This is a genomic window from Micromonospora sp. NPDC004551 (assembly GCF_040609975.1).
Lineage (GTDB): Bacteria > Actinomycetota > Actinomycetes > Mycobacteriales > Micromonosporaceae > Micromonospora.
The window spans coordinates 133324-158838 of record NZ_JBEXLM010000014.1 but is presented as its reverse complement, the minus strand read 5'-3'; the positions used below and the strand labels follow the sequence as shown (position 1 = coordinate 158838).

18 protein-coding genes and 1 riboswitch are annotated in these 25515 nt (G+C 73.4%); of the genes, 10 read left to right on the top strand and 8 right to left on the bottom strand.

Features of this window, described 5'->3' with window-relative positions; genetic code table 11:
- Positions 1-213 precede the first annotated feature (213 nt).
- Positions 214-355, top strand: a riboswitch (cyclic di-AMP (ydaO/yuaA leader).
- 197 nt (positions 356-552) lie between these two features.
- Positions 553-1395 carry a C39 family peptidase gene (locus tag ABZW14_RS18615; protein ID WP_355347648.1) on the top strand — a complete coding sequence of 281 codons (843 nt, stop codon included), beginning with the start codon at positions 553-555 and terminating at the stop codon, positions 1393-1395.
- Between the two features lie 105 nt (positions 1396-1500).
- A complete protein-coding gene (locus tag ABZW14_RS18610; RefSeq protein ID WP_355347645.1) occupies positions 1501-2253 on the top strand; it encodes an alpha/beta fold hydrolase in 753 nt (250 codons plus the stop codon).
- Positions 2254-2260: 7 nt separating this feature from the next.
- Here the strand turns inward: ABZW14_RS18610 and ABZW14_RS18605 are convergent, their stop codons facing one another.
- From ABZW14_RS18605 to ABZW14_RS18590, 4 genes are all read right to left on the bottom strand, one after another.
- On the bottom strand, positions 2261-3958 hold the full coding sequence (locus ABZW14_RS18605; protein ID WP_355347642.1) for a CDP-glycerol glycerophosphotransferase family protein: 1698 nt from the start codon (positions 3956-3958) through the stop codon (positions 2261-2263).
- Between the two features lie 22 nt (positions 3959-3980).
- Complete coding sequence (locus ABZW14_RS18600; RefSeq protein ID WP_355347639.1) at positions 3981-5492, bottom strand: bifunctional cytidylyltransferase/SDR family oxidoreductase; 1512 nt, start codon at positions 5490-5492, stop codon at positions 3981-3983.
- Between the two features lie 144 nt (positions 5493-5636).
- A complete protein-coding gene (locus ABZW14_RS18595; protein WP_355347636.1) occupies positions 5637-6437 on the bottom strand; it encodes an ABC transporter ATP-binding protein in 801 nt (266 codons plus the stop codon).
- Positions 6430-7332: an ABC transporter permease gene (locus ABZW14_RS18590; RefSeq protein WP_355347633.1), complete on the bottom strand. Its 903-nt coding sequence runs from the start codon at positions 7330-7332 to the stop codon at positions 6430-6432. Before ABZW14_RS18590 ends, ABZW14_RS18595 begins: the two co-directional genes overlap by 8 nt.
- A 161-nt stretch (positions 7333-7493) precedes the next feature.
- Between ABZW14_RS18590 and ABZW14_RS18585 the strand changes: the two genes are divergently transcribed.
- The 5 genes from ABZW14_RS18585 (at position 7494) to ABZW14_RS18565 (ending at position 13823) form a co-directional block, all read left to right on the top strand.
- A complete protein-coding gene (locus tag ABZW14_RS18585) occupies positions 7494-8126 on the top strand; it encodes a TetR/AcrR family transcriptional regulator (protein WP_355347630.1) in 633 nt (210 codons plus the stop codon).
- Between the two features lie 155 nt (positions 8127-8281).
- On the top strand, positions 8282-9391 hold the full coding sequence (locus ABZW14_RS18580) for a DegT/DnrJ/EryC1/StrS family aminotransferase (protein ID WP_355347627.1): 1110 nt from the start codon (positions 8282-8284) through the stop codon (positions 9389-9391).
- Positions 9388-10416: a Gfo/Idh/MocA family oxidoreductase gene (locus ABZW14_RS18575; protein WP_355347624.1), complete on the top strand. Its 1029-nt coding sequence runs from the start codon at positions 9388-9390 to the stop codon at positions 10414-10416. The genes ABZW14_RS18580 and ABZW14_RS18575 overlap by 4 nt, the downstream gene beginning before the upstream one ends.
- A 32-nt stretch (positions 10417-10448) precedes the next feature.
- Positions 10449-12107 (top strand): glycosyl transferase family 1, encoded by a 1659-nt coding sequence (locus tag ABZW14_RS18570; protein WP_355347621.1) that lies wholly within the window; start codon positions 10449-10451, stop codon positions 12105-12107.
- Positions 12108-12188: 81 nt separating this feature from the next.
- Complete coding sequence (locus ABZW14_RS18565) at positions 12189-13823, top strand: glycosyltransferase family 4 protein (RefSeq protein ID WP_355347618.1); 1635 nt, start codon at positions 12189-12191, stop codon at positions 13821-13823.
- Positions 13824-13900: 77 nt separating this feature from the next.
- On the opposite strand, the gene ABZW14_RS18560 is transcribed toward ABZW14_RS18565, so the two are convergent.
- From ABZW14_RS18560 to wecB, 3 genes are read right to left on the bottom strand one after another with little or no spacing between them, the layout of a single operon-like run.
- Complete coding sequence (locus ABZW14_RS18560) at positions 13901-16024, bottom strand: glycosyltransferase family 1 protein (protein WP_355347615.1); 2124 nt, start codon at positions 16022-16024, stop codon at positions 13901-13903.
- Positions 16021-17427: a glycosyl transferase gene (locus tag ABZW14_RS18555; protein ID WP_355347612.1), complete on the bottom strand. Its 1407-nt coding sequence runs from the start codon at positions 17425-17427 to the stop codon at positions 16021-16023. Before ABZW14_RS18555 ends, ABZW14_RS18560 begins: the two co-directional genes overlap by 4 nt.
- Positions 17428-17461: 34 nt before the next feature.
- On the bottom strand, positions 17462-18547 hold the full coding sequence (wecB, locus tag ABZW14_RS18550; RefSeq protein WP_355347609.1) for a UDP-N-acetylglucosamine 2-epimerase (non-hydrolyzing): 1086 nt from the start codon (positions 18545-18547) through the stop codon (positions 17462-17464).
- 448 nt (positions 18548-18995) lie between these two features.
- Between wecB and ABZW14_RS18545 the strand changes: the two genes are divergently transcribed.
- Entirely contained in the window at positions 18996-20876 is a 1881-nt protein-coding gene (locus ABZW14_RS18545) for a hypothetical protein (protein WP_355347606.1), read from the top strand.
- 28 nt (positions 20877-20904) lie between these two features.
- Here the strand turns inward: ABZW14_RS18545 and ABZW14_RS18540 are convergent, their stop codons facing one another.
- On the bottom strand, positions 20905-22095 hold the full coding sequence (locus ABZW14_RS18540; RefSeq protein ID WP_355347603.1) for a hypothetical protein: 1191 nt from the start codon (positions 22093-22095) through the stop codon (positions 20905-20907).
- A 294-nt stretch (positions 22096-22389) separates the two neighbouring features.
- Between ABZW14_RS18540 and ABZW14_RS18535 the strand changes: the two genes are divergently transcribed.
- The gene (locus tag ABZW14_RS18535) at positions 22390-23946 is read left to right on the top strand and encodes a glycosyltransferase family 4 protein (RefSeq protein ID WP_355347719.1); all 1557 of its coding nucleotides are present in this window, start codon (positions 22390-22392) and stop codon (positions 23944-23946) included.
- Complete coding sequence (locus tag ABZW14_RS18530) at positions 23943-25514, top strand: glycosyltransferase (protein WP_355347600.1); 1572 nt, start codon at positions 23943-23945, stop codon at positions 25512-25514. The genes ABZW14_RS18535 and ABZW14_RS18530 overlap by 4 nt, the downstream gene beginning before the upstream one ends.
- Position 25515: the final 1 nt, after the last annotated feature.

The window sequence follows — 25515 nt, the reverse complement described above, 5'->3', positions numbered from 1 at the left end:
CCCCGCAATTCCGGGTGGGCCGCCACCGGATGTCCGCTTTTCGCCGGACCGTGCCGCCGTAACTGCTCGTCCCATTGAGTGAAGTCAGTGACCGACTGTTCCGATATCCGTAGTGGTGCACGAGGTTTAAGCAGGTGAGAGCGCTTGGCAGGCGGCATACCCACCGGTAGTGTCGGCGCGTCCGGAGCGGTTTCCGATCGCAAGTGGCGACGCCGCGCCGACCCGCCTAATCGTGCTCTCACGAACCGGGGACCCACAGCAACACCGGGGTGAATCCGCGGGCCACGGCCCGGGGTAGGGCGAACTTCCCGCCCGAATCCGTCAGCTAACCCGGTCGGCGGTCATGGAAGGAGTGCCATTCCTCGTGCTCACCAGCCCCCGCTCGTCCCCCCGCCTCCGCGGCATCGTGGTGCCGGCGCTCGCCTGACGGCGACCGGATCCGGCAACCGTCCCGACCGCCCGGCCCCCCGGGCGATCCCCTTCCGCGGCGACCCGCCCCGCCAGCGCGCGTGAGTTCCTCCGCGCGTGGGGCCGGTGTGTGCCGCACGCTCCGTGGAGGAACCCGTGAAGCACCACCTGAAGCGTCAGTTGCGCCGCATCGTGACCGAACGTCCGTACCAGATCATCGCCGGCTCGGCCGCGGCGCTCGTCCTGGCCGGCGGCACCAGTGCCGCCCTCGCCGCCACCGACGACGCCCCGGTCCGCCAGGAGAACACCGCCGCGGTGGCCGAGCTGGGCTCCCGGCTCGGCGAGGTCGCGACCCGCGGTGAGGCCCGGGCCGCCGCCCCCTCGCCGTCCGTCTCCCCGAGCGCGTCGCCGTCGGCCGCGAAGGCCGCGGCCAAGGCCACCACCGACCCGGACACCACCCGGAAGGCCAAGCCGAAGCCGCCATCGACCAAGGTGCTCGACTACACCTACGAGGCGCAGACCGCCTACTGGAACTGCGGCCCGGCCGCGGTGCGCAACGCGCTCAGCGCGAGCGGCGTCGAGACCACCCAGGACGCGATGATCGCCCCGCTGAACGCCGGCGAGAACGGCACCAACTCCGCCGAGGACACCACCCGGGGTCTGAACCAGATGGTCAAGGGCAGCCCGTACCGGACCCACATGTTCGACGGCTCGGCGAGCCCGGCGGAGATGGACCAGCTCCAGGCGGACGTGGTCAAGGCGATCACCGACGGCCGGGGCGTGGTGGTCAACATCGCCGGCGACGCCACCGACACCGACGGTGGCTGGCACTCGTTCCCGGGCGGCCACTACATCGCCGTGGTCGGCTACAAGGACGACGGCCGCACCGTCCGGATCGCCGACTCGGCGAACGCGGCGCTGCCCGCGTACTGGATCAGCACCATCGACCTGGCGAACTGGGCCGCCACCCGCGGCTACTCCGCCTGATCGCACCTACCGTCGGGCACCGGCTCCACCGAGCCGGTGCCCGACGTCGTCCGCGCCGGTGTCCGCTCTCGCGCCCGGTGTCCGTCCGGTGGCACACTGCGCCGTATGGGCGACGAGACGGGTACCCGCCATCTGCTGCTGCTGCACGGCATGGGCGCCACCGGTGAGGTGTGGCTGCCCTGGGCGCCGCTGCTGGAGCGCTCCTGGGCGGGGCGCTGGCTCGCCCCCGACCTGGCCGGTCACGGCTGGTCGCCCCCGCTGCCCGGCTACTCCTTCGAGGCCCTGGCCCGGCGGGTCGTCGAGGGCCTCGGCCCGGTGGCCGACCGGCTCGGCCCCCGCGACCGGCTCGTGCTGCTCGGCCACTCGCTCGGCGGGGTGGTGGCGCTGGCGCTGGCCGCGCGGTCGCGGCGCCTGCCCGTCGACGCGGTGGTCGGGCTCGGCATCAAGGCCGTCTGGTCCCCGGCCGAGCTGGCGAAGGCCCGCGAGCTGGCCGACCGTCCGGTGACCTGGTTCGCCACCCGGGACGAGGCGGCCCGCCGCTACCTGCGGGTCTCCGGGCTGGCCGGGCTGTTCGCCCCCGACCATCCGGTCGTGGAGGCGGGGTTGCGCCGTGAGGACGGCCGCTGGCGCCTGGCCATGGACCCGGCCGCGTTCGCGGTGGGGGAGCCGCGGCTGCCCGCGCTGCTCGCCGCCACCGACGTCCCGGTGCTGCTGGCCCGCGGTGAGCAGGACCCGATGGTCAGCGACGCGCAGCTCAAGGAGCTGGGCGTTCCCGTGGCGACCCTGCCCGGCCTCGGCCACAACGCGCACGTCGAGGACCCGGCGGCGGTGCTCGCCCTCCTCGACGACTACCTCTGACCGCCCGTCAGGCGGTGGGGGAGGGCAGCGGCGCGTCGTCCCGCGGCGCGGGCACGGTCCGCTCCGGCGCGAGTTCCCGGCGGGCGGCGTCGAGGAAGACCTCGGCGTACGACTCGGCGGGGAAGTCGCCCAGGTAGCGGGATCGGGTGGCCCAGCGGGCCGCCGCCTTCGGGTCGGTCTCCAGCAGCTCGGTCAGCACCTCGTCCACGTTGGACATGTCCCGGCGCAGCACGTAGCCGGAGCCGGCCAGCGGGAACCGCTCGACGAAGTGCGCACCGTCGACGCCCATGTCGGTGACCGCGTACGGCTTGCCCGAGTAGAGCCAGTCGGAGATCACCCCGGAGACGTCCGAGACCAGCGCGTCGGCGCGGTTGACGCACTCGGTGAGGGTCAGCTCGCGGCCGGCCGCCGCGCCCCACAGGTGGGCCCGGCCGGTCCGGGCCCGGTCGGCGGCGAGCAGCTCGGTGAGGCGCGCGAGCTGCCGCGCCGAGGCCGGGTTCTGCGTGGTGTAAGGGTGCGCCCGCAGGATCACCGTCGCACCCCGGTCGAGCAGCCGGCGGATCACCGTCTCGGCCACCGGCAGCGAGCAGTAGTCGGCGTCGGCGTGGTGGCCCGTCCAGGTGGGGGTGTAGAGCACGGTCGGGTGGGCCGGGCCGGTGACGGGCTCCCGGCGTACCTCGATGGCCTCCACCTGGGGGCGGCCGACCACGACGAACTTCTCGGCGGGGATCTCCACGCCGGCCCGGGCGTACCGTTCGATGGCGGCCGGTCCGGCCACGAAGATCTTGTCGAAGATCGCTGAGACCGGGTTGGCGCTGGGCGCCTTGTCGCTGTCGCCATGGTGCAGCTGCACGTGGGTGAGCTGCGAGAAGCGGATGCAGTGGCTGTTCTTCGCCCCGTGGTTCACGTAGAAGGCCGCCCGCAGGCTCGGCACCAGCGCCTCGTCCATGGTCTTCAGCGTGGGGCAGAAGACCACCGGGGCGCGGGTCGCGGCGGCCACGGCGGGCAGGAACTCGGGCTCGCGCAGCAGCACCAGGAACGGCCGGCCGATCCGTTCCAGGTAGGGCAGCCACATGGTGACCTGGTACTCGGAGCCGGGCGGGGCGGAGAAGTAGAGCACGAACTCGGGCTGGTGGCGGCGCAGCGCCCGGCCGACCGGCCCACCACCGGCCGGGGGCCGGAACCGCCGCCGGGCAAGGTCGAGGCCGACCGCGCCGCAGCCCGCCCCGACCAGCAGCGCGACGGCCAGGGCCACCCAGGCGGGCAGGGCCAGGCCGGCGGCGAGGGCCACCAGGGCGAGCAGCACCAGCAGCGCGTCGCCGAGCCGGGCGGCGACCAGCGGGGTCCAGGACCGGACCGGCAGGTTGGCCGCCCGGATCTCCAGGGCGCCGGCATCGCGCAGCGGCCCGACCAGCAGCACCAGGCCGAGCAGGACGAGCGCGGTGGCCGCCAGCGCCGGGTCGAAGCCGGCGTCCAGCCGGCGGGCGTAGCCGACGAGGATGCCGGCCGCGACCAGCACCGACTCGGCGAGGCCGTCGGCGGTCGGCCGGACCCGGCGCTCCCAGGCGGCGGCGGCGAGGGCGGTGACCGCGACCGCCAACCCCCAGCCGGTCGCCCCGGTGAGCGCCACGACGAGGAAGGCCAGCACCGCCAGCCCGGTGGTCAGCACCCGGGCGAGCAGCTTCCGGACCAGGTCACCACGCATCTGGCTCGTCCCGTCCCGCGGCTCAGGCGTCGATGCCGGTGGGCAGCTGCTCGGCAGGATCCGGGCCGGGCTGGGCGGGCACCGCCACGACCGGCTCGCCCGGCGCCCGGCGGACGTCGATCACCTGACCGGTCAGCTCGGAGATCAGCACGTCCAGGGAGGCCTGGGCGACCGCCTCGGCGGAGAGCAGGGTGTGCTCCGGCTCCTCGCCGAACGCCTTGGTGCGCATCGGGGTGGCCGTGCGCTCCGGGTTGACGCAGTTGACCCGTACGCCGAACTCGGCCCACTCGTCGGCGAGCGCCTGGGTCAGGTTGACCAGCGCGGCCTTGGTGGCCGAGTAGAGGGCGTAGCGCGCCCGGCCCCGGGTGTAGGAGCTGGAGGTGTAGAGCAGCAGCTGGCCCTTGGTCTGCTGGAGGTAGGGCAGCGACTGCCGGGCGATGGTGACCGGGCCGACGAAGTTGACGTGCAGGAGGCGGTCCATCGTCTCCTCGTCCATCTCCGCCAGGGCACCCTTCTCCAGGATCCCGGCGGTGACCACCACGTGGTCGATCCGGCCGGTCGCCTCGAAGGCGGTCTTCAGCGCGGCGGCCACGTCCTCGGCCCGCTCGACGTGGGTGCCGGTGGTGGAGCGGCTGAACGGGAAGACCTGGGCCCCGTAGCGGCGGGCCAGCTCGGTGAGGTCGTGGCCGATGCCGTAGCTGCCGCCGAAGACCACGATGGTCCGACCGGCCAGCTCCTCGGTGTAGCTGCGGTGGTCGCTGACCCTGGGCACCTGCGCGGCGGCGAGCTGGAAGAGCTTGTCCGCCAGGTGCACGTCGACCGGGTGGGTGACCTTGATGTTCTCGTCCGAACCGTCGATCACCTTGATCGGCGTGCCGGGCAGGTAGCGCAGGACCACGCCGCAGTCGTCGGTGGCGGCGAAGTCCGGGTCGCCCTCGGCCCGCCGGTACGCCTCACGGATGGTGCCGGAGCGGAACGCCTGCGGGGTCTGGCCGCGGCGCAGGGTGGCGCGGACCGGGATGTCGGTGATGCAGTCGTCCTGGTCGACCTGGATGATCGTGTCGGCGGACGGGATGGCCACGTCCACCGCCGCGTACGTCCAGAGGGCGTTCACGCACTCGCGCACGATCCGGGCGCTGACCAGCGGGCGCACGGCATCGTGGAAGAGGATGTTGACGTCACCGTCGCCGACGGCGTCCAGCGCGATCCGGGTGGTGTCGTTGCGGGTGTCGCCGCCCTCGATCACCTTGCTGACCTTGCGGAAGCCCGCGTTGGCGACGATCCGCTCGGCGTCCGGCACGTGACCGCCGGCCATCAGCACGATGATCTCGTCGATCTCCGGCGCGGCCTCGAACACCGCCAGGGTGTGCTCGATGATCGGCTTACCGGCGATCTTCAGCAGCTGCTTCGGGATGCCCAGCCCGAGACGCGTCCCGGTCCCCCCGGCGAGGATCACGGCCACCGTCCGCGAGGGCCGCCAGGGCGCCGGGCTCGCCGGCTGGGCGTCCGGTGCGGGGGTGCGGTCCTGCGTCATTGCCGTTCCTCACTTCTGCGGTGGATGGGGGTTTTGCGCGTCGGTGACCGGGTGGTGAACTTTGGTCGGCGCCGAGGTGAACCTTAACGCGTACGACGGAGCGCACCGACCCGGGCGAGCCCGGAACCGGTGCGCTCCGGTCGACTACTTCTGGTTCTCGTAGGCGTCGCAGACCTCCTGGGTGGGGCCGTCCATCTTCAGGACGCCGCTCTCCAGCCAGATGGTCCGCTCACAGGTGTCCCGGATCGAGCCGATGGAGTGGCTGACCAGGAAGACGGTGCCGGCGCTGTCGCGCAGCTCGCGCACCCGCTGCTCGCTGCGGGCGCGGAACTTGCGGTCACCCGTGGCCAGCGCCTCGTCGATGAGCAGCACGTCGTGCTTCTTCGCCGAGGAGATGGCGAAGCGCAACCGCGCGCCCATGCCCGAGGAGTAGGTGCGCATCGGCAGCGAGGCGAAGTCGCCGCGCTCGTTGATCCCGGAGAACTCGATGATCTCCGGCGCGAGCCGCTTGACCTCCTCCGGCGGCATGCCCATGGCCAGGCACCCGAGCACCACGTTGCGCTCGCCGGACAGGTCGTTGAGCAGGGCCGCGTTCACACCGAGCAGGGACGGCTGGCCCTGCGTGTAGACCGCGCCCCGGGCCGGCGGGAGCAGGCCGGCGATGGCCCGCAGCAGGGTCGACTTGCCGGAGCCGTTGCTGCCGATCAGGCCGATGGCCTCACCCTCGTACGCGGTGAAGCTGACGCCCTTGACCGCGTGCACCTCGCGGATGCTCGGCGCCTTGGTCCGGGACACGATCCGCTTGAGCGCCGAGACCGGCGTGGTGCCGCCGGTGGCGCCCTTGTGGATCCGGTAGATCACGTGCACGTCGTCCACCACGACGGTGGGGACGCGCCCCGAGTCCACCACGGCGGCGTTGCCCGCCGGCTGTGTGAGGTCAGCCACGGCCGTACTCCTCTTCTCCGCGCCAGAAGTAGACGAACCCGCCGATGCCCATGACGACCGCCCAGAACAGGCCGAGCGCCCAGAGCCGCAGGGGGGAGCTGACCAGGTTCGCCTGGTGCGAGTCGAGCAGCGAGTACCGGGCCAGCTCGATGAAGACCAGCGGCGGGTTCCATTCCAGGACGGCCGCCGCCCAGTTCGGCAGGTGCTCCCGGAACAGGGCGACCGGGTAGAGCACGCCGGAGGCGTACAGCCAGGTCCGCATCACGAAGGGCATGACCTGCTTGAGGTCGGTGACCTTGGAGCCGAGCCGGGCCATCACCATGGTCAGCCCGACGTTGAAGATGGTCTGCAGGAGCAGCATGGGGGCGATCAGCAGCCAGCGGAAGGTGATCGGCTCGCCGGTCAGCAGCACGATGGCGGCCAGCACGATCATCGACATGAGCAGCTGCTGGAGCTGCACCAGGGTGACGGTGATCGGCAGCGCGGCCCGGGGGAACTGCAGGGCCCGGATCAGCCCGAGGTTGCCGGTGATCGCGCTCGTGCCGTTCTGCACCGCGGTCTGGGTGAACATGAAGATGAACACGCCGGTGCACAGGTAGGCGATGAAGTTCGACACGCTCCGGTGCTGGGACAGGATCACGCCGAAGATCAGGTAGTAGACCGCCGCGTTGGTGAGCGGTGTCAGCACCTGCCAGAGCTGGCCGAGCTGGGTGTTGCTCAGCGAGGAGGCGACCTTCGCCCGCGAGTACGCGGTCATGAAGTGTCGGTACGCCCACAGTCGGCGGGCGTACTCGGCCAGGGGTGGGCGTTCCCCGGCGACCCGCAGCCCGTACCGCTGGGCGAGCTGGGCCTGGGTCAGCCCGGAATCGGGGTCGGCCACCGCGGTGTTGGCCATGGTCAGGCGCTCCGATCTTTTGTGCCGATGGGGAGCAGGAGATGTGTCGCGGCGTGGAAATCTAGCGCGGCCGGGCGGGGAGGGTGCCTCGCTGCTGCCGGAAAGGTAGTCCAAAACACGTCGGGACGCAACCGTACCGTCGTTGCGCTACATTGTCCCACGTGACGACCGAGAAGAGGCGTGCCCCGGCCGGCGCGGCGGTGCTGCGCGGGGAGATCACCAGTGCCATCCGCACCGCCGTGATGCAGGAGTTGGCCGAGGTCGGCTACGGCCGCCTCTCCATCGAGGCGGTGGCCCGCCGGGCCGGGGTCAGCAAGACGGCGATCTACCGTCGCTGGCGCTCGAAGCTCGACCTCGTGCTGGACATGGTCTCCGCCGTGGCCGGCCGCAACCTGCCGCTGCTGGACACCGGGAGCCTCCTGGGCGACCTGGAGATCCTGCTCCACGTGATGGCCCGTGCGCTCCGTCACCGGCTGGCCTCGCAGATCATCCCGGACCTGCTGGCCGAGGCGGCCCGCAACCCGCAGATCGCGGAGAAGCTCCAGGCCGCCCTGGACGACTACCAGCAGGCCGTCGGCCGGATCCTGATCGGCCGGGCCGTCGAGCGGGGGGAGCTCTCCCCGGACACCGACCGGCGCGCCGCGGTGGACCTGATCGTCGGTCCGGTCTACTGGCGCATGGCCATCTCCCGGGCGCCCCTGGAGATGGCGGAGGTGCCCCGACTGGCCTCCGCGATCGTCGCGGCCCTGCGGGTAGCATGCTTGGGGCCTGTCCGCGACGAGGTGGAAGTCTGACCCCCGGTGCCGTCGTCGACGGCCGGCCCGTCGATCATGAACAGCAGGACACAACTGGTCGGACAATGAGTGCGATCAGGTTGTTTTCGCCACAAACCGCTACCATCCCCAGAACGTTCCCCCCCAAGAGCAACGTGTCGACAGGAGGAAGCCCCATGGTCGGGCCGCATCCAGAGTTCATTCCCCCAGCACGACCGATCATCGGTGAGGCCGAGATCGAGGCGGCTGTCCGGGTGCTGCGGAGCGGCCGGGTCGTGCAGGGCCCCGAGGTCGCGGCATTCGAGGAGGAGTTCGGCGACCTGGTCGCCGGCCGGCACTGCGTCGCCGTCAACTCCGGCACGTCCGCCCTCCAGCTCACCCTGATGGCGCTCGGCTTCGGCCCGGGCGACGAGGTCATCGTGCCCTCGTTCTCCTTCGCGGCCAGCGCCAACGCCGTCCGGCTGGTCGGCGCCGAGCCGGTCTTCGTCGACATCGAGCCGGGGAGCTTCTGCGTCGACCCGGAGGCGGTCGCCGCGGCGGTCACCCCGCGCACCGTCGCCATCATGCCGGTGCACCTCTACGGCCACCCGGCCGCCATGGACCAGATCATGGCCATCGCCGAGCGGCACGGCCTCGCCGTGGTGGAGGACGCCGCCCAGGCGCACGGGGCCAGCCTGCACGGCACCCCGGTCGGCGCGTTCGGCACCGCCGGCTGCTTCAGCTTCTACCCCACGAAGAACATGCACGCCCTGGAGGGCGGCATGGTCACCACCGCCGACGCCGAGCTGGCCCGCACCCTGCGGCTGCTGCGCAACCAGGGCATGGAGCAGCGGTACGCCAACGAGATCGTCGGCGCCAACATGCGGATGACCGACGTGGCCGCCGCCATCGGCCGGGTGCAGCTCACCCAGCTCGCCGAGTGGACCGAGCAGCGCCGGGCGAACGCCAAGTTCCTCGACTCGAAGATCACCGGGATGGTCACCCCGCCCGTGGCGGACGCCGCCAAGCACGTCTACCACCAGTACACCGTGCGGGTGCAGGGCGACCGGGACGCGGCGATGGCCCGCCTCACCGAGCTGGGCATCGGCAACGCGGTCTACTACCCGACCCCGATCCACCGCCTCAAGCCCTACCTCGACGCCGACGGCAAGCCGGGCCCGTGGGACCTGCCGGAGACCGAGCGGGCCGCCGCCGAGGTCGTGTCGCTGCCGGTGCACCCGTCGCTGAGCCCGGCCGACCTGGAGCGGATCGCCGAGGGCGCGAACCTGGCCGGAGGTGCCCGGTGAGCCAGAGCCGCAAGCTGCGCGCCGGCCTCATCGGCCTCGGCGCCATGGGCCGCAACCACGCCCGCGTGCTGTCCGGCCTGGACGGCGTCGAGCTGGTCGGCGTGGTCGACCCGGCCGGCGACGTCACCGGCACGCTCCGCGCCCCGGTCGTTCCCGAGCTGGCCGATCTGCTGGCCATGGGCATCGACTACGCGGTCGTCGCCTGCCCGACCGCCCTGCACGAGCGGGTCGGCCTGGAGCTGGCCGCCAACGGGGTCTGCGCGCTGATCGAGAAGCCGCTCGCCCAGTCCGTCGAGGCCGCCACCAAGCTGGTCGAGGCGTTCGAGAACGCCGGCCTGGTCGCCGGCGTCGGGCACATCGAGCGCTACAACCCGGCGCTGCAGAGCCTGCGTACCCGGCTGGAGGCCGGCGAGCTGGGCGAGGTCTTCCAGGTGGTCACCCGGCGCCAGGGCCCGTTCCCGCACCGGATCGCCGACGTCGGCGTGGTCATGGACCTGGCCACCCACGACATCGACCTGACCGCCTGGGTGACCGGCCGCGAATACACGTCGGTGTCGGCCCGGACGGTCTCCCGCAGCGGCCGGCTGCACGAGGACATGGTCGCCGTGGTCGGCCAGCTGTCCGACGGCACGATGGTCAACCACCTGGTCAACTGGCTGAGCCCGCTCAAGGAGCGGTCCACCGTGGTCACCGGCGACAAGGGCTGCTTCGTCGCCGACACGCTCACCGCCGACCTGACCTTCTACGCCAACGCCGCCATCGACACCGAGTGGGAGGCGCTGCGCGCGTTCCGCGGGGTGGCCGAGGGCGACATGGTCCGCTACGCGATCCCGAAGCGGGAGCCCCTGCTGGTGGAGCACGAGCGCTTCCGCGACGCCGTCGAGGGCAAGCAGAGCGACATCGTGACGCTGCGGCAGGGCCTGCGGACCGTACAGGTGGCGGCCGGGCTCCTCGAGTCCGCGTCCGACGGCAAGGTCGTCTCCGTCGCGCCCGCCGGGAGCGACGCGGAGCCGGCACTGCGATGAGCCCGGCGCCGGTTCGGCGGACGGTCTCCGCGGTGAAGCGGCGGCTCCCCCGGCGGTGGCGCATCGCGCTCCGCCGGGCCGCCGCCGGCGACCGGCCCTGGGAGACCCCTTCGGTGCGGGAGCTCTGCGAGCTCCCCGCCACCACGCCGCTGCTCGTGCACGCGGGCGGCATCGCGGACGACCGGGCGCTCGGCGGCATCCTCGCCGCCCTGGTCCGGTTGCCGGAGTTCCACCTGGCCCTCGTTCGCACCGACGCGGACGGGGCGGCCGTGGGGGAGCTGATCCGCCGTGCCGGCAAGGCGCGCCGGCGGGTGCACGAGGTGCCCCGCCCGCGCCGGCTGACGCCGGCGTTCCTCGCCTCGGCGGACCTGGCCGTGCTCGGGTTCGCCCCGGCGGGGGACCCGGCCGCGACGGTGCCGGCGGTGCTCGACGCCTACCGGGCCGCCGGGCTGCGGATCGTGGCCGGCAACGCCCGGCCGGTCCGCGAGTACCTGGCCCGGCACCGGACCGGCGAACTGTTCGTCCCCGGCTCGGTGCCGTCCTTCGTGAAGGCCGTCGAGCGGGCGTGGGACGGCACCGCGGAGGCGCCGGAGGCGGCGGAGCCGATCGTCGCGCCGGTCGAGGCCGGCACACCGGGTTCGTGGCGGGCCCTGGGCGCCGGGCCCGTGCGGCTCGGCCTGGGCACCGCCAACTATGCCGGTCAGCTCTCCGCGCTGGCCGCCGCGATCAGCGCCGCCCGCCCGGACGTGGGCGTGGAGCTGGTCGTGGCCAAGCCGCCGGCGACCTACCGGTACCCGGCGGACCGCTACCTGCACTTCCCGGCCGAACACCAGCTCGACGTGCAGCTGGAACAGATCCGGCGGGTGCTCGGCGCGTACACCCACCTGATCGTCGACGCCTTCCGCCCGGTGCTCGGCCGGCTCAACGGCGACGACGTGGCGGCCGACCTCCCCGCCCTGCGCCGGGCCCGGATCAAGGTGGCGCTGCTGGCGCACGGCAGCGAGATCCGTCACCCGGGCGCGCACCTGGAGCGGCACGCCGAGTCCGCGTTCCGGGACGCCCCGGAGGACCTGCGGGAGCGGCTCACCGTGGTGGCCGAGCGGAACCGGCGCACCGCCGAGGAGAGTGGCCTCCCGCTGTTCGTCACCACCCCCGACCTGCTGGACGACGTGCCCTTCGCCACCTGGGCCCCGCTGGTGGTCGACGTCGACGGCTGGACGTGCGACCGTCCGGTGCTGGAACGGGCCCGGCCGGTGGTGCTGCACGCCCCGTCCAACCGCTGGACCAAGGGCACCGACCGGCTCCTGCCCCAGTTGCAGGAGCTGCACGACCGGCGGATCATCGAGTTGCGGCTGGTGGAACGATTGCCGTACAGCGAGATGCGCCGCCTGGTGCAGGACGCCGACATCGTCGTCGACCAGCTCGTGATCGGCAGCTACGGCACGTTCTCCTGCGAGGGGATGGCCGCCGGCAAGGTGGTGGTGGCCTACCTCAGCGAGGCCGCCCACCGCGCGGTCGGCGTCCAACCGCCCATCGTGAACGCGACGCCCACCACGCTGGTGAAGGCGATCGAGTCGCTGCTCGACGACCGTGCCGCCGCGACGGCGCTCGCCGCCGAGGGGCCCGGGTACGTCCGTGACCAGCACGACGGTCGGCGGACCGCCGAGGTCTTCGACGCTTTCCTCCGGTGACCCGCGCCGGTCGTCCCCGGACGACCGGCGCGGGGGAGCCGGACCGACCGTGCCAGACCCGTCAACGAGGAGAAGCACCCGATGCCTGCTGTCCCGTCCACCGACGCCCGACCGACCCGGGGGAGGGTGGTGATGCTGGTCGACAACGGGGTCCACGGCGACTCCCGGGTGCAGAAGGCCGCCCGGTCGGCCGCCGAGGCCGGCTGGGAGGTGATCCTGGTCGGCATCCTGAAGAGCGCCACGGCGGAGGAGACGTGGCGGCTCGGTGACGCCGAGGTGCGTCTCATCCGGGTGCCCCGACGGCTCCCGCACCCGGTCACCTATCGTCGCGCCCTGCTGCGCCGGCCGCTGGCCTACAAGCCGGGGCCCGAGCCGAAGCGGAAGCTGAACAAGCTCAAGGCCCGGCGGGACGACCTCAACTTCCGGCTCTCCGAGATCAAGGTGGCGCGGCGCGGTGGTGGGGCGCGCTGGGCCGAGCTGGCCGGCAAGGCCCGGCTGGCGTCGCCGTACTTCCTCAACAAGATCATGTTCCAGTGGGTCAAGCTCCGCTCGCGGGAGCTGAAGCGGCTGCAGGAGCACCAGCAGGACCCGAACTCCCGGCTGGACCGGGCGGCCCTGCGGTTCTGGCAGGGCCTGCAGGGTGACCGCGCCTGGCGCCGGCTGGATCCGGAGCTGTGGGACTTCGAGCTGGCCTTCGCCCCGGTCGTCGACGAGCTGGAGCCGGACCTCATCCACGCGCACGACTTCCGGATGCTCGGCGTCGGGGCGCGGGCCGCCATGCGGGCCCGGGCCGGCGGCCGCGACGTCAAGCTGGTCTGGGACGCCCACGAGTTCGTCCCGGGCATCATCGGCCGGCCCACCAACCTGCGCTGGCTGCCGGCCCAGATCGCGTACGTGCGGGAGCACGCGCCCTACGCCGACGCCGTCATCACCGTCTCCTCGACGCTGGCCGACCTGCTCCGGGAGACCCACGACCTGCCCGAGCAGCCGGCCGTCGTGTTGAACGCTCCGCCCGCCGCGCTGACCCCGGAGCAGCGGGCCGTGCCGGTGCCGGACATCCGGGCGCTCTGCGGCATCGACGCGACCACCCCGTTGCTGGTCTACTGCGGCGGCATCAACCCGTCGCGCGGGGTGGACATCATGATCCGCGGTTTGACCCGGATGCCGGACGCGCACGTCGCGCTGGTGTCGGTGCATCCGAACGGCCGGGTGCCGATCATGTACGAGCTGGAGGAGCTCGCCGCCGAACTCGGCGTGGCCGACCGGGTGCACCTGTTGCCGTACGTGCCGCACTGGCAGGTGTCGGCCTTCGTGGCCCCGGCCGACCTCGGCGTCATCCCGATCCACCACAAGCCGAACCACGAGATCGCGCTGATCACCAAGTTCTTCGAGTACGCCCACGGCCGGCTGCCCATGGTGGTGAGCGACGTCAGGACCATGGCCGAGGCGACCCGGGCGACCGGCCAGGGTGAGGTGTTCCGGGCCGAGGACCTTGACGACTACCTGCGCGCGGTGCGGGCGGTGCTGGACGATCCCGAGCGGTACCGCGCCGCCTACGACCGGCCGGGCGTGCTGGAGCAGTGGACCTGGGAGGCGCAGGCCCGGGTGATGGACGAGGTCTACACCCGCCTGCTGCCCGACCACCCGAAGGCGGTCACCGCGGACCCCGCCACCCCGTCGCTGCCGACGCAGCGGTCGGCGGTGCCGGTGCGCTGACCCGCGCTCACGCGAAAGGGGCCCGGCCGATCGGCCGGGCCCCTTTGCCGTTCGCGTGCGCGCCGCCGCCGGGCGGCTCAGTCGTCCAGCAGCAGCCGGTCGTAGTCGGACTGGGTCACGGTCCAGTCCCACGTCTTCAGAACATGCTCGGACGCGGCCCGCCCGGCCTCCGCCCACCGCTCCTCGGTGGCCGTGGCGTCGAGGATCCGCTCCGCGGCCTCCTCGGGGGTCGCGGCCATCCAGTCGGTGGGGAAGAGGGTACGGGCGCCGTGCGGCTTCCCGGCGAAGAACGGCCAGTCGCGGACCACCGGCACGGCCCCGCTGGCCGCGCCCTCCACCAGGCCGCAGTGGAAGCTCTCCCGCACCGAGGTGCTGAGGATGACCCCCACCTCCTGGAGCGCGGCGGGAACGTCATCGGTCTGCCCGTAGCGCCGGATCGCGCCGAGCGGCTCCAGCTCCGCCAGGTCCTGGCTGAACAGCTTGCCGTAGTCCTTGGCCGGCTTGCTGGTCCGGTTGTTGAAGTCGCTGCCGATGAGCGTGAGCCGGTAGCGCTCGTCCCGCTCGCGCAGCCTCCGCAGCACCTCGACCGCCCAGCGCGGATCCTTGGCCACCGAGCTGAACCCGACCATGCCGAGGGTGAACCGGGCGTCCGCCGGCTTCGCGCGGGGGTAACGCTGGAGGTCCATCGCGTTGTCGATGACCCGGAGCCGGGGGCCGTCCGCCTCGGTGAGCTGGGGCAGCACCGCGGTGGACAGGTCCTTGAGGTGCTCGGAGACGAAGACGACGTCGTCGACCCGGGAGAAGTCCACCAGGTGCGGCCAGAAGTTGAAGGCTTCGAAGCTGTGCAGCCGCACGATGATCCGGGCGGTGCCCGGGTCGTGCAGCGTGAACAGCGCCGCGGTGGCCTGGCACCAGTCGACGAAGACGGTGTCGGCCCAGTCCAGGTGCGGCCGCAGCCACTCCTCGATCTTGGCGCCGTACGACGACTCGCCGGCCAGCAGGTGCTCCATGACGGTGCTGCCGCTCAGGGCCAGCGGGCGGGTCGCCGGGTCGTCGTAGAGGTCGAGGAACCGGACCTCCACGTTCGGCATCGCCCGGTAGCGCTCCAGGATCTCCTGGAGGAAGTTGTCGTTGATGAGCGTGGTGACCAGGAGGCGCAGCGGCCGGTCGGTGGGGGCCGGGGCGGCCGGGGCGAGCCGGCCACGCTTCGCGGACAGCTTCCGGGCCGCGGTGCTCTCCCGGAACGGCGCCAGGAAGGCGCCCGGGTCCTCGCTCATGGGCGAGGAGAGCCGGTCGAAGTGCAGCACCCGGTTGGAGGCCAGGCTCCACGCCCTGGACACGGCCGCGGCGGCCTTCTTGCTGTCCCGGGGCAGCAGGTTGTCCGCCAGCGCCAGCTGGGCCCGGATCGCCTCGTGCAGGCCGGTCGGCACCCGGCCGAGGGCCAGCTCGGCCTGCGCGGCCTTGGTCAGCACATCCGCACGGGTGCCGGCGCTGCTGATCCGGCTCACCGCGGCGGAGGCGGCCCGGGCGGCGACGGCCGGGCGGCCGGCCTTCACCGCGCTGTCGTGCAGCCGGACGGCGAGCTTGCTGCGGAACCGGTCCGGCACGCGGGGAGCCGCCACCGCGCGGGTCCAGAACCAGGCCCCCGCCGGGTTGCTCATGACCGTCTGGCCGGTGGCCTTGCGCAGCGTGGTCCGGACGGTCTGCGCCGCCGCCCGGCGCGCGCCCCGGGCGCCGATGCCCGCCGCCGCGGCGACCTGACGCTCCAGCCGCCGGCTCACGGACTCGGTCCGCCGGGCATCGAGCGCCCGCTGCGCCGGCACGAGCCCGTAGTAGGCGCCGGCCCGGGTGTTGCGCTGGGCCATCTCCCACACCGTGTGCACGGCGCGGGCGTCGAGGGCGACCAGCAGGTCCGCCTTCCGGTAGAGCTGCCGCAGCCACGGGTTGCGCCGGGCGTGCAACCACACCTTCCGGTTGGCCGGCGCCCGGCCGAGCGCCTTGCGGAGCCGGGCGTCCCGCTTCTCCCCGGGTACGGCGAAGGTGCGCACCTCCGCCAGCGCCGGGTCGACCGGCAGGTCCGCGCTGTTGAAGAAGCACGCCACGGTGACGGTGGCGCCCCGGGCACGGAAGCGCTCCAGCGCCTCGATCAGGACGGCCGGCTGCTTCGGCGCGGTGGCGGCCACGATGAGCACGGTGGTCACAGCTGGACATCCTCCGTCGAAGCGGCCGGGGCGGAATCGCCGGCCGTGGTGGGCCGGACGAGTTCGGTGAGGTGTCGCACGGCGGGGCCGAGCACCGCCGGCCGGGCGAACCGGCGGGCGAGCTGGCGCGCGGCGGTCCGGTCGGCGTCGGTCGCCTTCAGGGCCATCCGGGCGGCCTCGCTGAAGGAGTTGGCGAGACGGTGCGGGTCCAGGCCGACGGCCCCGGTCCACAGCGGGTGCCCGGCCAGGATGTTCGTCGCGTCGTGGTCGACATCGTGGGCGGAGAGCACCGGCAGGCCGGTGGCCATGAACTCGTACACCTTGCCGGAGGTGACGAAGCGGCCGCCGACCAGCATCAGGACGAGGGCGTCCCAGGAGCCGTAGGTGGCGGCCAGGTCGGCCTTCGGCACCGGGCCGCCGAAGCTGACCCCGTCGACGGCGGCCTCCTTGAGCAGGTCCATGTGACGGTTGGCCTCGCGGGCCGGACCGGCGCCGATGTGGCCGCGCACCTCGAACCGGGAGCCGGCCACCACCGGGTCGTCCCGCCGGGCGATCCGCCACCCATCGAGGACCGACTCGAGGAAGGCCGGCGTGAAGTTGACCGAGCCGAGGTAGCCGAAGGTCAACCCGGCGGCCGGGTCCGGCGACCGGCCGCTGACGTCGGGCAGGCTGTCCTCGTCGTAGCCGTTGCGCACGACGTGCACCCGGTCGGCGAGGTGCGGGTACCGCTCGCGGTAGAAGCCGGCGATCGGGTCGTTGACGCACCAGACCGCGACAGCGTGCTCCAGCACCTTGGACTCCCAGCGGCCGGAGACCGAGTCCCGGGTGAACGCCTCGCCGCCGCCGATGACGTCCAGCGACCAGCCGTCGCGGAAGTCGACCGCGTAGGGGACCTTGTGCTCCTCCCACAGCTTCCACGTGGCGGCCAGGTTCACGTACGGGGCGCAGGAGGCGAGCAGCAGGTCGGCGGGGCGCTCGCGGTGCACCCGCAGCACCGCCTGCTCGAGGTCGTGCCGCCATCCGCCGAAGACCGGCTCGGGGAAGACCTTCTGCTCGCGCTGGCGCAGTCGCTTGATCCACCCCGCGGGGTCGAGCGAGCGCTCCTCGGAGAAGGCCCGGATGTCGGTCTCCAGGTCCTCGCGGATCAGCGGCAGCTCCACCACCCGGACCCGCGGGTCGACCTTCTCGGAGAGGGTGTGGTCCAGGCCGTACTCCCGCTCCCAGGCCTCCTGGCAGATGGTGATGACGGTGATGTCCCAGCCCAGGGCGACGAACTGGTTCGCCGTCTCGCGCAGCCGGTAGGCGCTGCTCTTCGCCGCGGGCGGGAAGCCGATCGCCAGGTAGATGGCGTGCGGTCGCTTGTCGCCGCCGGACCGGGGGAGGGGGAGGACTCGGTTGCTCATCGCAGGTAGCCGATCGTGAAGAGGGGACGCGCGGTCATGCCAGGTGCCGGCGCAGCGTCTCGGCGACGCGGTGGGCCGCCCGGCCGTCGCCGTAGGGGGTGCCGCGGGAGGCCGCCGGCGCGGGCCGGGTCGCCGTCGTCGCCCACTGGGCGCCCAGCTCGCGCGGGTCCGGGACCAGCACGTTCCAGCCGTCCGCGAGCGTCTCCACCCACTCCGTCTCGGTCCGCAGCGTGGTGCACGGGCGGTCCAGCAGGTAGGCCTCCTTCTGGAGGCCGCCGGAGTCGGTGACCACGCCGACCGAGCCGAGCACCGCCGCCACCATGGCGGCGTAAGGCAGTGGCCGGCCGGCGTGCAGCGAGCCCCGGGACAGCTTCAGGCCGTGCTCCTCGACCCGGGCGACCAGCCGCGGGTGGGCCAGCAGCGCCACCGGCACGGGCAGGTCGGCCAGTGCGTCGAGCAGCGCGGCGAGCCGCTGCGGGTCGTCGGTGTTCTCCGCGCGGTGCAGGGTCGCCAGCAGGTACGGGGCGTCCGGGTCGATCCCCTCGGGCAGGGCCGGCCGGGGCTGCCCGCCGCGCACCACGTCGTCGCGGACCCGCAGGCAGACGTCCACCATGACGTCGCCGACCAGCTCCGAGCGCGACGCCAGGCCCTCCGCCGCCAGGTGCCGCACGGCCTCCTCGGTGGGGGCGAGCAGCAGGTCGGCGGCGTGGTCGGTGAGCACCCGGTTGTGCTCCTCCGGCATGCGCCGGTTGAACGACCGCAGCCCGGCCTCCAGGTGAGCCACCCGCAGGTGCTGCTTCACGGCCGACAGCGTGCCGGCCAGGGTCGAGTTGGTGTCGCCGTAGACCAGCACCCAGTCCGGCCGTTCGGCGGCGAGCACCGGGTCCAGCGCCGCCAGGGTGTTGCCGGTCTGCACGCCGTGGCTGCCGGAGCCGATGCCGAGGTGCACGTCCGGGTCCGGGATGCCGAGGCCGGAGAAGAACACGTCGGACAGATCCGCGTCGTAGTGCTGGCCGGTGTGCACGATCACGTGCTCGCACCCGTCCGCGGCGAACGCCGCGGCGATGGGCGCCAGCTTCACCAACTGCGGCCGGGCGCCGACAATGCTGACGACCTTCACTGCGTGACTCCTCGTGATCTGCGACGGGGACTGCGGGTGGCTCGGGCGCGCCGGTCGCGGAGGCCCGGGTCGTGGGCGGGCGGCCCTAGGAATAGTAGTGCCCCGGCCGGTGAGGGACGACGGACGCGGTGGCGGCCGGCGGCGAATCGTGCCGAGCGCCACCGGGCGGATCCGGTCATCGCCGCCGGAGCCGGGCGGATGGCGACGAGTGGCGCGGCGTGGGACACAGCGCACCACCCTAACCGACCGTGGCCGGTCGTCCGCGCCTCACCGGCGCCGTGGCGGCCCGTGGGGTCGGCCGGAGTCGCCGGACCCGCCCAGGTGGGCCTGGTGGGCGTCGCGTCCCGTTCGCCACACCGACGGCGGATCTTCGAGGACAGTTCACGGCCCGCCGCCGGAGGCGAGCCTGGCCCGGAGGCGGCGCGTGGCTTGCGTACACTACGGCGCCATGACCGCCCCGGGCCCCGACATCCGCACCCGTACCGCCACCGACGGCGAACCGGTGATCGACGCCACCGCCGACGCCGAGGCCCCCGAGCGGTCGGCGCCATCGGCCGGCGCGGAGGAGCGCCACCCGGCGCCCGCGGCCGGCCCCGCCCGCCGGCACCTGCGCCCGGACCTGCTGGTCGCCGCGGTCTACCTGACCGGCGCCCTCTGGGTGACCGCCCGTGGCTGGCTCGACCACAGCGGCCGGCTGCTCGGCAGCCGCCCCAACGACCAGGGCTTCAACGAGTGGATGCTGGCCTACGGCGCGCACGCGGTCAGCCACCTGGAGAACCCGTTCTTCACCACCCTGCAGAACGCCCCGACGGGCATCAACCTGATGACCAACGTCGGGATGCAGCTTCCCGGCCTGGTCCTGTCGCCGTTCACCCTGCTGTTCGGCGCCTCGTTCTCGTACCTGCTGTTCATCACGCTCAACCTGGCCGGCACCGCGTACGCCTGGTACCACGTGCTCTCCCGGCACCTGGTGTCGTCCCGGGCCGCGGCCTTCGTGGGCGGCCTGTTCTGCGCCTTCGCGCCGGCCCTCGTCTCGCACAGCAACGGCCACCCGCACATCACCGCCCAGTGGCTGGTGCCGTTCATCCTCTGGCGGGTCGTCCGGCTGGCCCGCGGCGGCCACGTCGTGCGCGACGGTCTGGTGCTCGGCGGGCTCGTGGTGGCGCAGTTCTTCGTGAGCCTGGAGATCCTCTTCCTGGCCGCGCTCGGCTGCCTGATGATGGTGGTCGGCTACCTGATCTTCCGGCCCCGCGAGGCGTTGCGGCGGGCCCGGCCGCTGCTGGGCGGGCTCGCGATCACCGGCGTGCTGGTCGGTGCCGCCGCCGCGTACCCGCTGTGGATGCAGTTCGCCGGGCCGCAGCACCGGGTCGGGCACCCCGGCAACCCCGACGTCTACGCGCTGACCGTCGGCTCGTTCGTGCGGTACGCCACCGAGTCGATCGCCGGCAGCCCCACCAGCGCGCTGCGCTGGGGCCCGAACACCACCGAGCAGTCGAGCTTCTACGGCTGGTCGGTGGTCGTGCTGGCGCTGGCCGCCTGCTGGTGGCTGCGCCGGGAGATCGTTGTCCGGGTGCTCGCCGTGGTGATCGCGATCTCCGCGGTCTTCTCGATCGGCACCACCTGGACCTGGGGCACCCGGCGTACCGATGTGCCCGCGCCGTTCGCGCTGGTGACGGACCTGCCGGTCTTCGACTCGGTGGTGGTCTCCCGGTTCGCGTTGATCACCACGGCGGCGCTCGGCGTGCTGTTCGCGGTCGCGGGTGACCGGCTCGCCCGGAGCCGGGCGACCGAGGCGGGGGAGGGGCGCCTGGTTCCCCGGCTGGCCGCCGTGGCGGCGCTGGCCGCGCTGCTGCCCATCCTGCCGACCCCGCTGGAGGCCCGGGGCCGGGTGCCCGTCCCCGACTTCGTCACCAGCGGCACGTGGCGCGACCACGTGGCGCCCGGCCGCACGCTGGTGCCGGTGCCGGTCAGCGGCATGACCTCGCTCTACTGGAGTTCCGCCGCGCTGGCCGGCTTCGCCGTACCGGAGGGCTACTTCCTCGGCCCGGTCTCGGCCACCGACGCCACCGGTCGCTGGGGCGTGGAGCCGCAGCCGACCGCGAAGCTGCTCACCGCCGTGTCGCGGGGCGAACGGGACACCATGGTCGGCCCGGCGGACATCGCCCAGGCCCGGTCCGACGTCCGGTACTGGAAGGCCGACGCCGTGGCGCTGCCCGACCGGGGCGCGCGGGGGCACGACAACCTCAAGATCGTGCTGGACGCGTTGTACGGCCCGGGACAGCGGGTGGACGACGTCTGGCTCTGGGACGTCCGGTCGTTCACGCGGTGACGGGTGGGCCGCCGGCACCGCGTGCCGGTCACGGCGACCGCGTCCAGATCAGCAGCAGGTAGCCGCCGAAGTACGTCGAGAAGGCGGTCACCGCCACCAGTACGGTGACCGCCCGGGCCCGGCCGGCGCGGGCCAGACCGACGGCCGCCGGGAGCAGCAGCGCGAACGCCGGCAGCAGGAACCGTGCCTTGGAGTGGTAGTAGCCCGCCGAGCCCAGCGTGGTGACCAGCAGCAACCCGCTGTACAGCAGCAGCTGCCAGGGTTGCCGGTCGAGCACGCTCAGCACGAAGAACATCACCGCGAGCAGCGCCACCACGCTCACCACCAGCATCTGTGGCGCGGCCGGCTGGGCCAGCACCTCCCGCCCACGCTGGAAGGTGTAGACGCCGAAGTCGAAGCTGCTGCCCCACCCGGCGGACTGGATGTGGAACCAGCCGTCCGGCCGCCCGGTCTGCACGCCCACCCAGGCGAGGTAGGCGAGCCAGCCGGCCGGCGCGAGCAGCATGGCCGCCCAGGGCCGCCAGCCGTCCCGGCGCCGGACGACCGCGATCAGCGCGGCCAACCCGACCACCGGGATCAGCGACGAGGCGGTCGTCCGGGTCAGGCCGGCGAACAGGCAGAGCACGCCCGCCGCGAGCCACTGGCGGCGCAGCAGCGCGTAGAGCGACCAGGCGGTCAGGGCCGTGAACAGCGTCTCGCTGTAGGCCATCGACTCCACGATCGCGTGCGGCAGCGCGGCCCAGAGCGCGGCGAGCAGCACCCCGGTGCGCCGGTCGTGCAGGTACGCCCCGATCGCGAACAGGCCCCAGGCGGCCGCCAGGCCGCCCAGCCACGCCACGATCAGCGCCACGTCGCGCGGGCTGAGCGGAACGATCCGTTCCAGGACGCCGACGAGGCCGGGGTAGAGCGGGAAGAACGCCATGTCGCTCTGCGTCTTGGCGTAGCCGTCGTATCCGTGCTGGGCGATCGAGAGGTAGTAGGTCGCGTCCGACCTGGTGAGCCGCTGACCCGGTGAGACGCCGAGGTTGCGGGCCCAGACGTAGACCGCCGCCACACCGATGAGCCGGATCACCGCGTAGGCCGCCAGCGCGGGCAGCGCCTGCCGGGCGGCCTCCCGCAGACGTACGCCGAGGCCCGCCCGACCCGACGGCGGGCTCGCCGGCTCCGCGGACGGGGCCGGTGCCGGCCGGCTCGGTTCCTCGGTGGTCACCACGTCCATTGTGCGATCCTGTCCGCGCTGAGCTGGGGTGATCCGGCGGCCCGCCGGGTCCGTCGGGAGGCTCGACGCCGGCCCCGGCCTGCCAACTGACGAGGTCACCGGTCGTTGAACAGCATGGAGGGTAGCAACCGGCCGGCGAGGGCGCGGACCGCCGACGGCGGCGGGCCGGAACCGCCGATCCGTTGTCGTAGACTCGCTCGGGTCCCGCGGGAGCGGTGCTGGCGACGACGGAAACGGGCAGAAATGCGATCTGACGGCACGACCGCCTCGGCGGCCACCCGGGGACGGGTCGTCATGCTGGTGGACAACGGGGTCATCGGGGACTCCCGGGTGCAGAAGGCGGCGCGCTCCGCGGCGGAGGCGGGCTGGGAGGTCGTCCTCCTCGGTCGCGCGCCGGTCGGGCAGCCGCAGAGCTGGCGGCTCGGCGAGGCCGAGGTCCGCCTGATCCCGATGCCCGAGCCGCTCGCCCGGCGCCGGCACGAGTTCCGGCGGGTCTGGCTGCGCCGGCCGCTCGCCTACCCGCCGTCCGGCATCGCGGCCCACCGCACCCAGGCCGTGAAGGCCTGGCGGGCCGACCTCGCGGTGCGGCGTGCCGCGCTGACCACTACGGCCCGGGAGTCCGGCGCCGGCCGGCCCGGTGGCCTGCCCTGGGCCGCGCTGCGCGCCGAGGAGAAGCTCGCCGGCCTGACCCGCAAGTGGGTGGGGTTCCGCAACCGGCAACTCAACCAGGCCCGGAAGAGCCGCAAGCTCGACGGGCCCTGGGACCGGGCGTACACGCTGTTCTGGCAGCGGCTGCGCGGCGACGGCGCCTGGCGCCGCCTGGAACCGGGGCTGTGGGACTACGAGCTGGCCTACGGCCCGGTCGTCGACGAGCTTGCCCCGGACCTGATCCACGCCAACGACTTCCGGATGATCGGCGTCGGCGCCCGCGCGAAGATCCGGGCCGCCGCCAGGGGCCGCCGGATCGCGCTGGTCTGGGACGCCCACGAGTACCTGCCCGGCGTGCAGCCGTGGCGGGACAACGCCCGCTGGCTCCCCGGCAACGTGGCACACGAGCGGGAGCACGTGCCGCACGCGGACGCCACGATGACCGTCTCCGGCGGCCTGGCCGACCTGCTTCAGCGGGAGCACGGGCTGGCGGAGCGCCCGGCGGTGGTGCTCAACGCCCCGGCGGTGGACGAGTTGCCGGCCGACGCGGGCGAGCCGGTGCCGGACATCCGCGAGGTCTGCGGCATCGGCCCGGAGACCCCGCTGCTGGTCTACAGCGGGGTGGCCGCCGCCAAGCGCGGCCTCGGGGTGATGGTCGAGGCGCTGCCCCGGCTGCCCGGCGCGCATGTCGCGTTCGTGGTCAACAAGCCCGCGTCGGGGTACGTCAAGGGCCTGGTCACCCGCGCGGGCGAGCTGGGCGTGGCGGACCGGGTGCACGTGCTGCCGTACGTGCCGCACCACCAGGTCGTGCGGTTCCTGTCCGGCGCGCAGGTCGGCGTCATCCCGATCCAGCACTTTCCCAACCACGAGATCGCGCTGATCACCAAGTTCTTCGAATATTCACACGCACGCCTCCCGCTGGTGGTCTCCGACGTGCGGACCATGGCCGAGACTGTCCGCGAGACCGGGCAGGGCGAGGTGTTCACGGCCGAGGACGTGGCCGACTTCGCCCGGGCGGTCACCGCGGTGCTCGCGGACCCGGCGCGCTACCGGGCCGCATACGACCGGCCGGGCCTGCTGGCCGGGTGGACCTGGGAGGCGCAGGCGCAGGTGCTCGACGGCGTCTACTCCCGCCTGCTGCCCGGCGCCCCGGCGGCGCCGGCCGGCGACCCGGCCCCGGCCTCGGCGGGAGTGGGCGCGTGAGCCGGCAGCCGGACGTGACGGTGGTCGTCGCCGTCTACAACACGATGCCCTACCTGACCACCTGCCTGGACTCGCTGGTCGGGCAGACCATCGGGCTCGACCGGCTCGAGGTCGTCGCGGTCGACGACGGCTCCACCGACGGCAGCGGCGCCGAGCTGGACCGGTACGCGGCCCGCTACCCGGACACGGTCCGGGTGCTGCACCAGGCCAATTCCGGTGGCCCAGCCGCCCCGAGCAACGTCGCCCTGGACCACGCCCGCGGCCGGTACGTCTTCTTCATCGGCTCCGACGACCATCTCGGCCCGGAGGCGCTGGAGCGCCTCGTGACCGCCGCCGACCGGTGGGACTCCGACGTGGTGCTGGGCCGGATGGTCGGCACCAACAAGCGCTACGTGCACCAGGCGGTCTACGCGAGCACCGAGGAACGGGTCGACCTGTTCGACAGCGAACTGCCCTGGTCGCTGTCGAACACCAAGCTGTTCCGGCGGGACCTGGTCGAGCGCCACGGGCTGCGGTTCCGCACCGACATGCCGATGGGCAGCGACCAGCCGTTCACGCTGGAGGCCTGCGTCCGGGCGGGGAAGATCTCCGTGCTCGCCGACTACGAGTACTACTACGCGGTCAAGCGGGAGAATGCCCAGAACATCACCTACGCCAGCCGCTTCGAGGAGCGGCTGCGCTGCGCCGAGGAGCTGGTCGCCTTCGTGGCCGGGCTGATCGAGCCGGGCCCGCGCCGGGACGCGGTGCTGCTGCGCCACTTCAGCTGGGAGGTGGCGAAGCTGCTCCGGCCGGAGTTCCTGGACCTCTCCCCGGACGTCCAGCAGCACGTCCACGACCGGATCCGCAAGCTCACCGAGGCGTACCTGACCGAAGGCGTCCTGGCCCGGATGGCACCCGACCTGCGGCTGCGACTCGCGGTCGCGCGCGACGGCGACCTGGCCCAGGTCCGCGAGCTGATCGGGCAGCAGGCCGACAAGACGCTGCCCGAGGTCACCATCGCCGACGGCCGCTGGTACGCCCACCACGTCGGCTTCCGCGACCCGGCCTTCGGCTACCCGGATGACTGGTACGACGTCACCGACCGGGCCGCAAAGGTGCTGGCGAAGCTGACGGCGACCGAGCTGGCCTGGGGGCGGGACGCCGCCGGCGCCCGCGCCCTGGTGGTCACCGCGCACAGCCGCTGGGCGGAGCTGTCCGAGCTGTCCGCCGACTCGCTCCGGGTGAGCGTCGGCGAGTTGGCGGGTGTGACGTCGGTCGCGCCGGGCGGCACCGGTACCGTCGTACGGACGGACTTCGCGGTCGACCGGCTGCTCGCGGTCGTCGCGGCGAACGGCGAGCGTCGGGTGGTGCGTGCCGAGGTGACCGCCCTGGGCGGCACCGGCTCGGCGCCGCTGCGGACGGAGCGCCACGTCGCGGCGCCCCGGCTGCTGGCCCGGCACGGTGTCCGGTTCCACCTCGTCACGCCCACCACCAATCACAAGGGCCAGGTGATCGTCGCGATCACGCCGGTGACCCCCGGTCGGTTCCTTGCCCGCCTGCGCCGAATCTGGCCCTCTGGAGGAAAGTAGT

What these genes read in the sequence shown, in the direction of transcription:
- ABZW14_RS18600 (WP_355347639.1), bottom strand. Translation starts at nt 5,492, where the DNA reads ATGACGCAGGACCGCACCCCCGCACCGGACGCCCAGCCGGCGAGCCCG.
- ABZW14_RS18540 (WP_355347603.1), bottom strand. Translation starts at nt 22,095, where the DNA reads ATGGACGTGGTGACCACCGAGGAACCGAGCCGGCCGGCACCGGCCCCG.
- ABZW14_RS18545 (WP_355347606.1), top strand. Translation starts at nt 18,996, where the DNA reads ATGACCGCCCCGGGCCCCGACATCCGCACCCGTACCGCCACCGACGGC.
- ABZW14_RS18565 (WP_355347618.1), top strand. Translation starts at nt 12,189, where the DNA reads ATGCCTGCTGTCCCGTCCACCGACGCCCGACCGACCCGGGGGAGGGTG.
- ABZW14_RS18580 (WP_355347627.1), top strand. Translation starts at nt 8,282, where the DNA reads ATGGTCGGGCCGCATCCAGAGTTCATTCCCCCAGCACGACCGATCATC.
- ABZW14_RS18610 (WP_355347645.1), top strand. Translation starts at nt 1,501, where the DNA reads ATGGGCGACGAGACGGGTACCCGCCATCTGCTGCTGCTGCACGGCATG.
- ABZW14_RS18535 (WP_355347719.1), top strand. Translation starts at nt 22,390, where the DNA reads ATGCTGGTGGACAACGGGGTCATCGGGGACTCCCGGGTGCAGAAGGCG.
- ABZW14_RS18605 (WP_355347642.1), bottom strand. Translation starts at nt 3,958, where the DNA reads ATGCGTGGTGACCTGGTCCGGAAGCTGCTCGCCCGGGTGCTGACCACC.
- ABZW14_RS18555 (WP_355347612.1), bottom strand. Translation starts at nt 17,427, where the DNA reads ATGAGCAACCGAGTCCTCCCCCTCCCCCGGTCCGGCGGCGACAAGCGA.
- ABZW14_RS18590 (WP_355347633.1), bottom strand. Translation starts at nt 7,332, where the DNA reads ATGGCCAACACCGCGGTGGCCGACCCCGATTCCGGGCTGACCCAGGCC.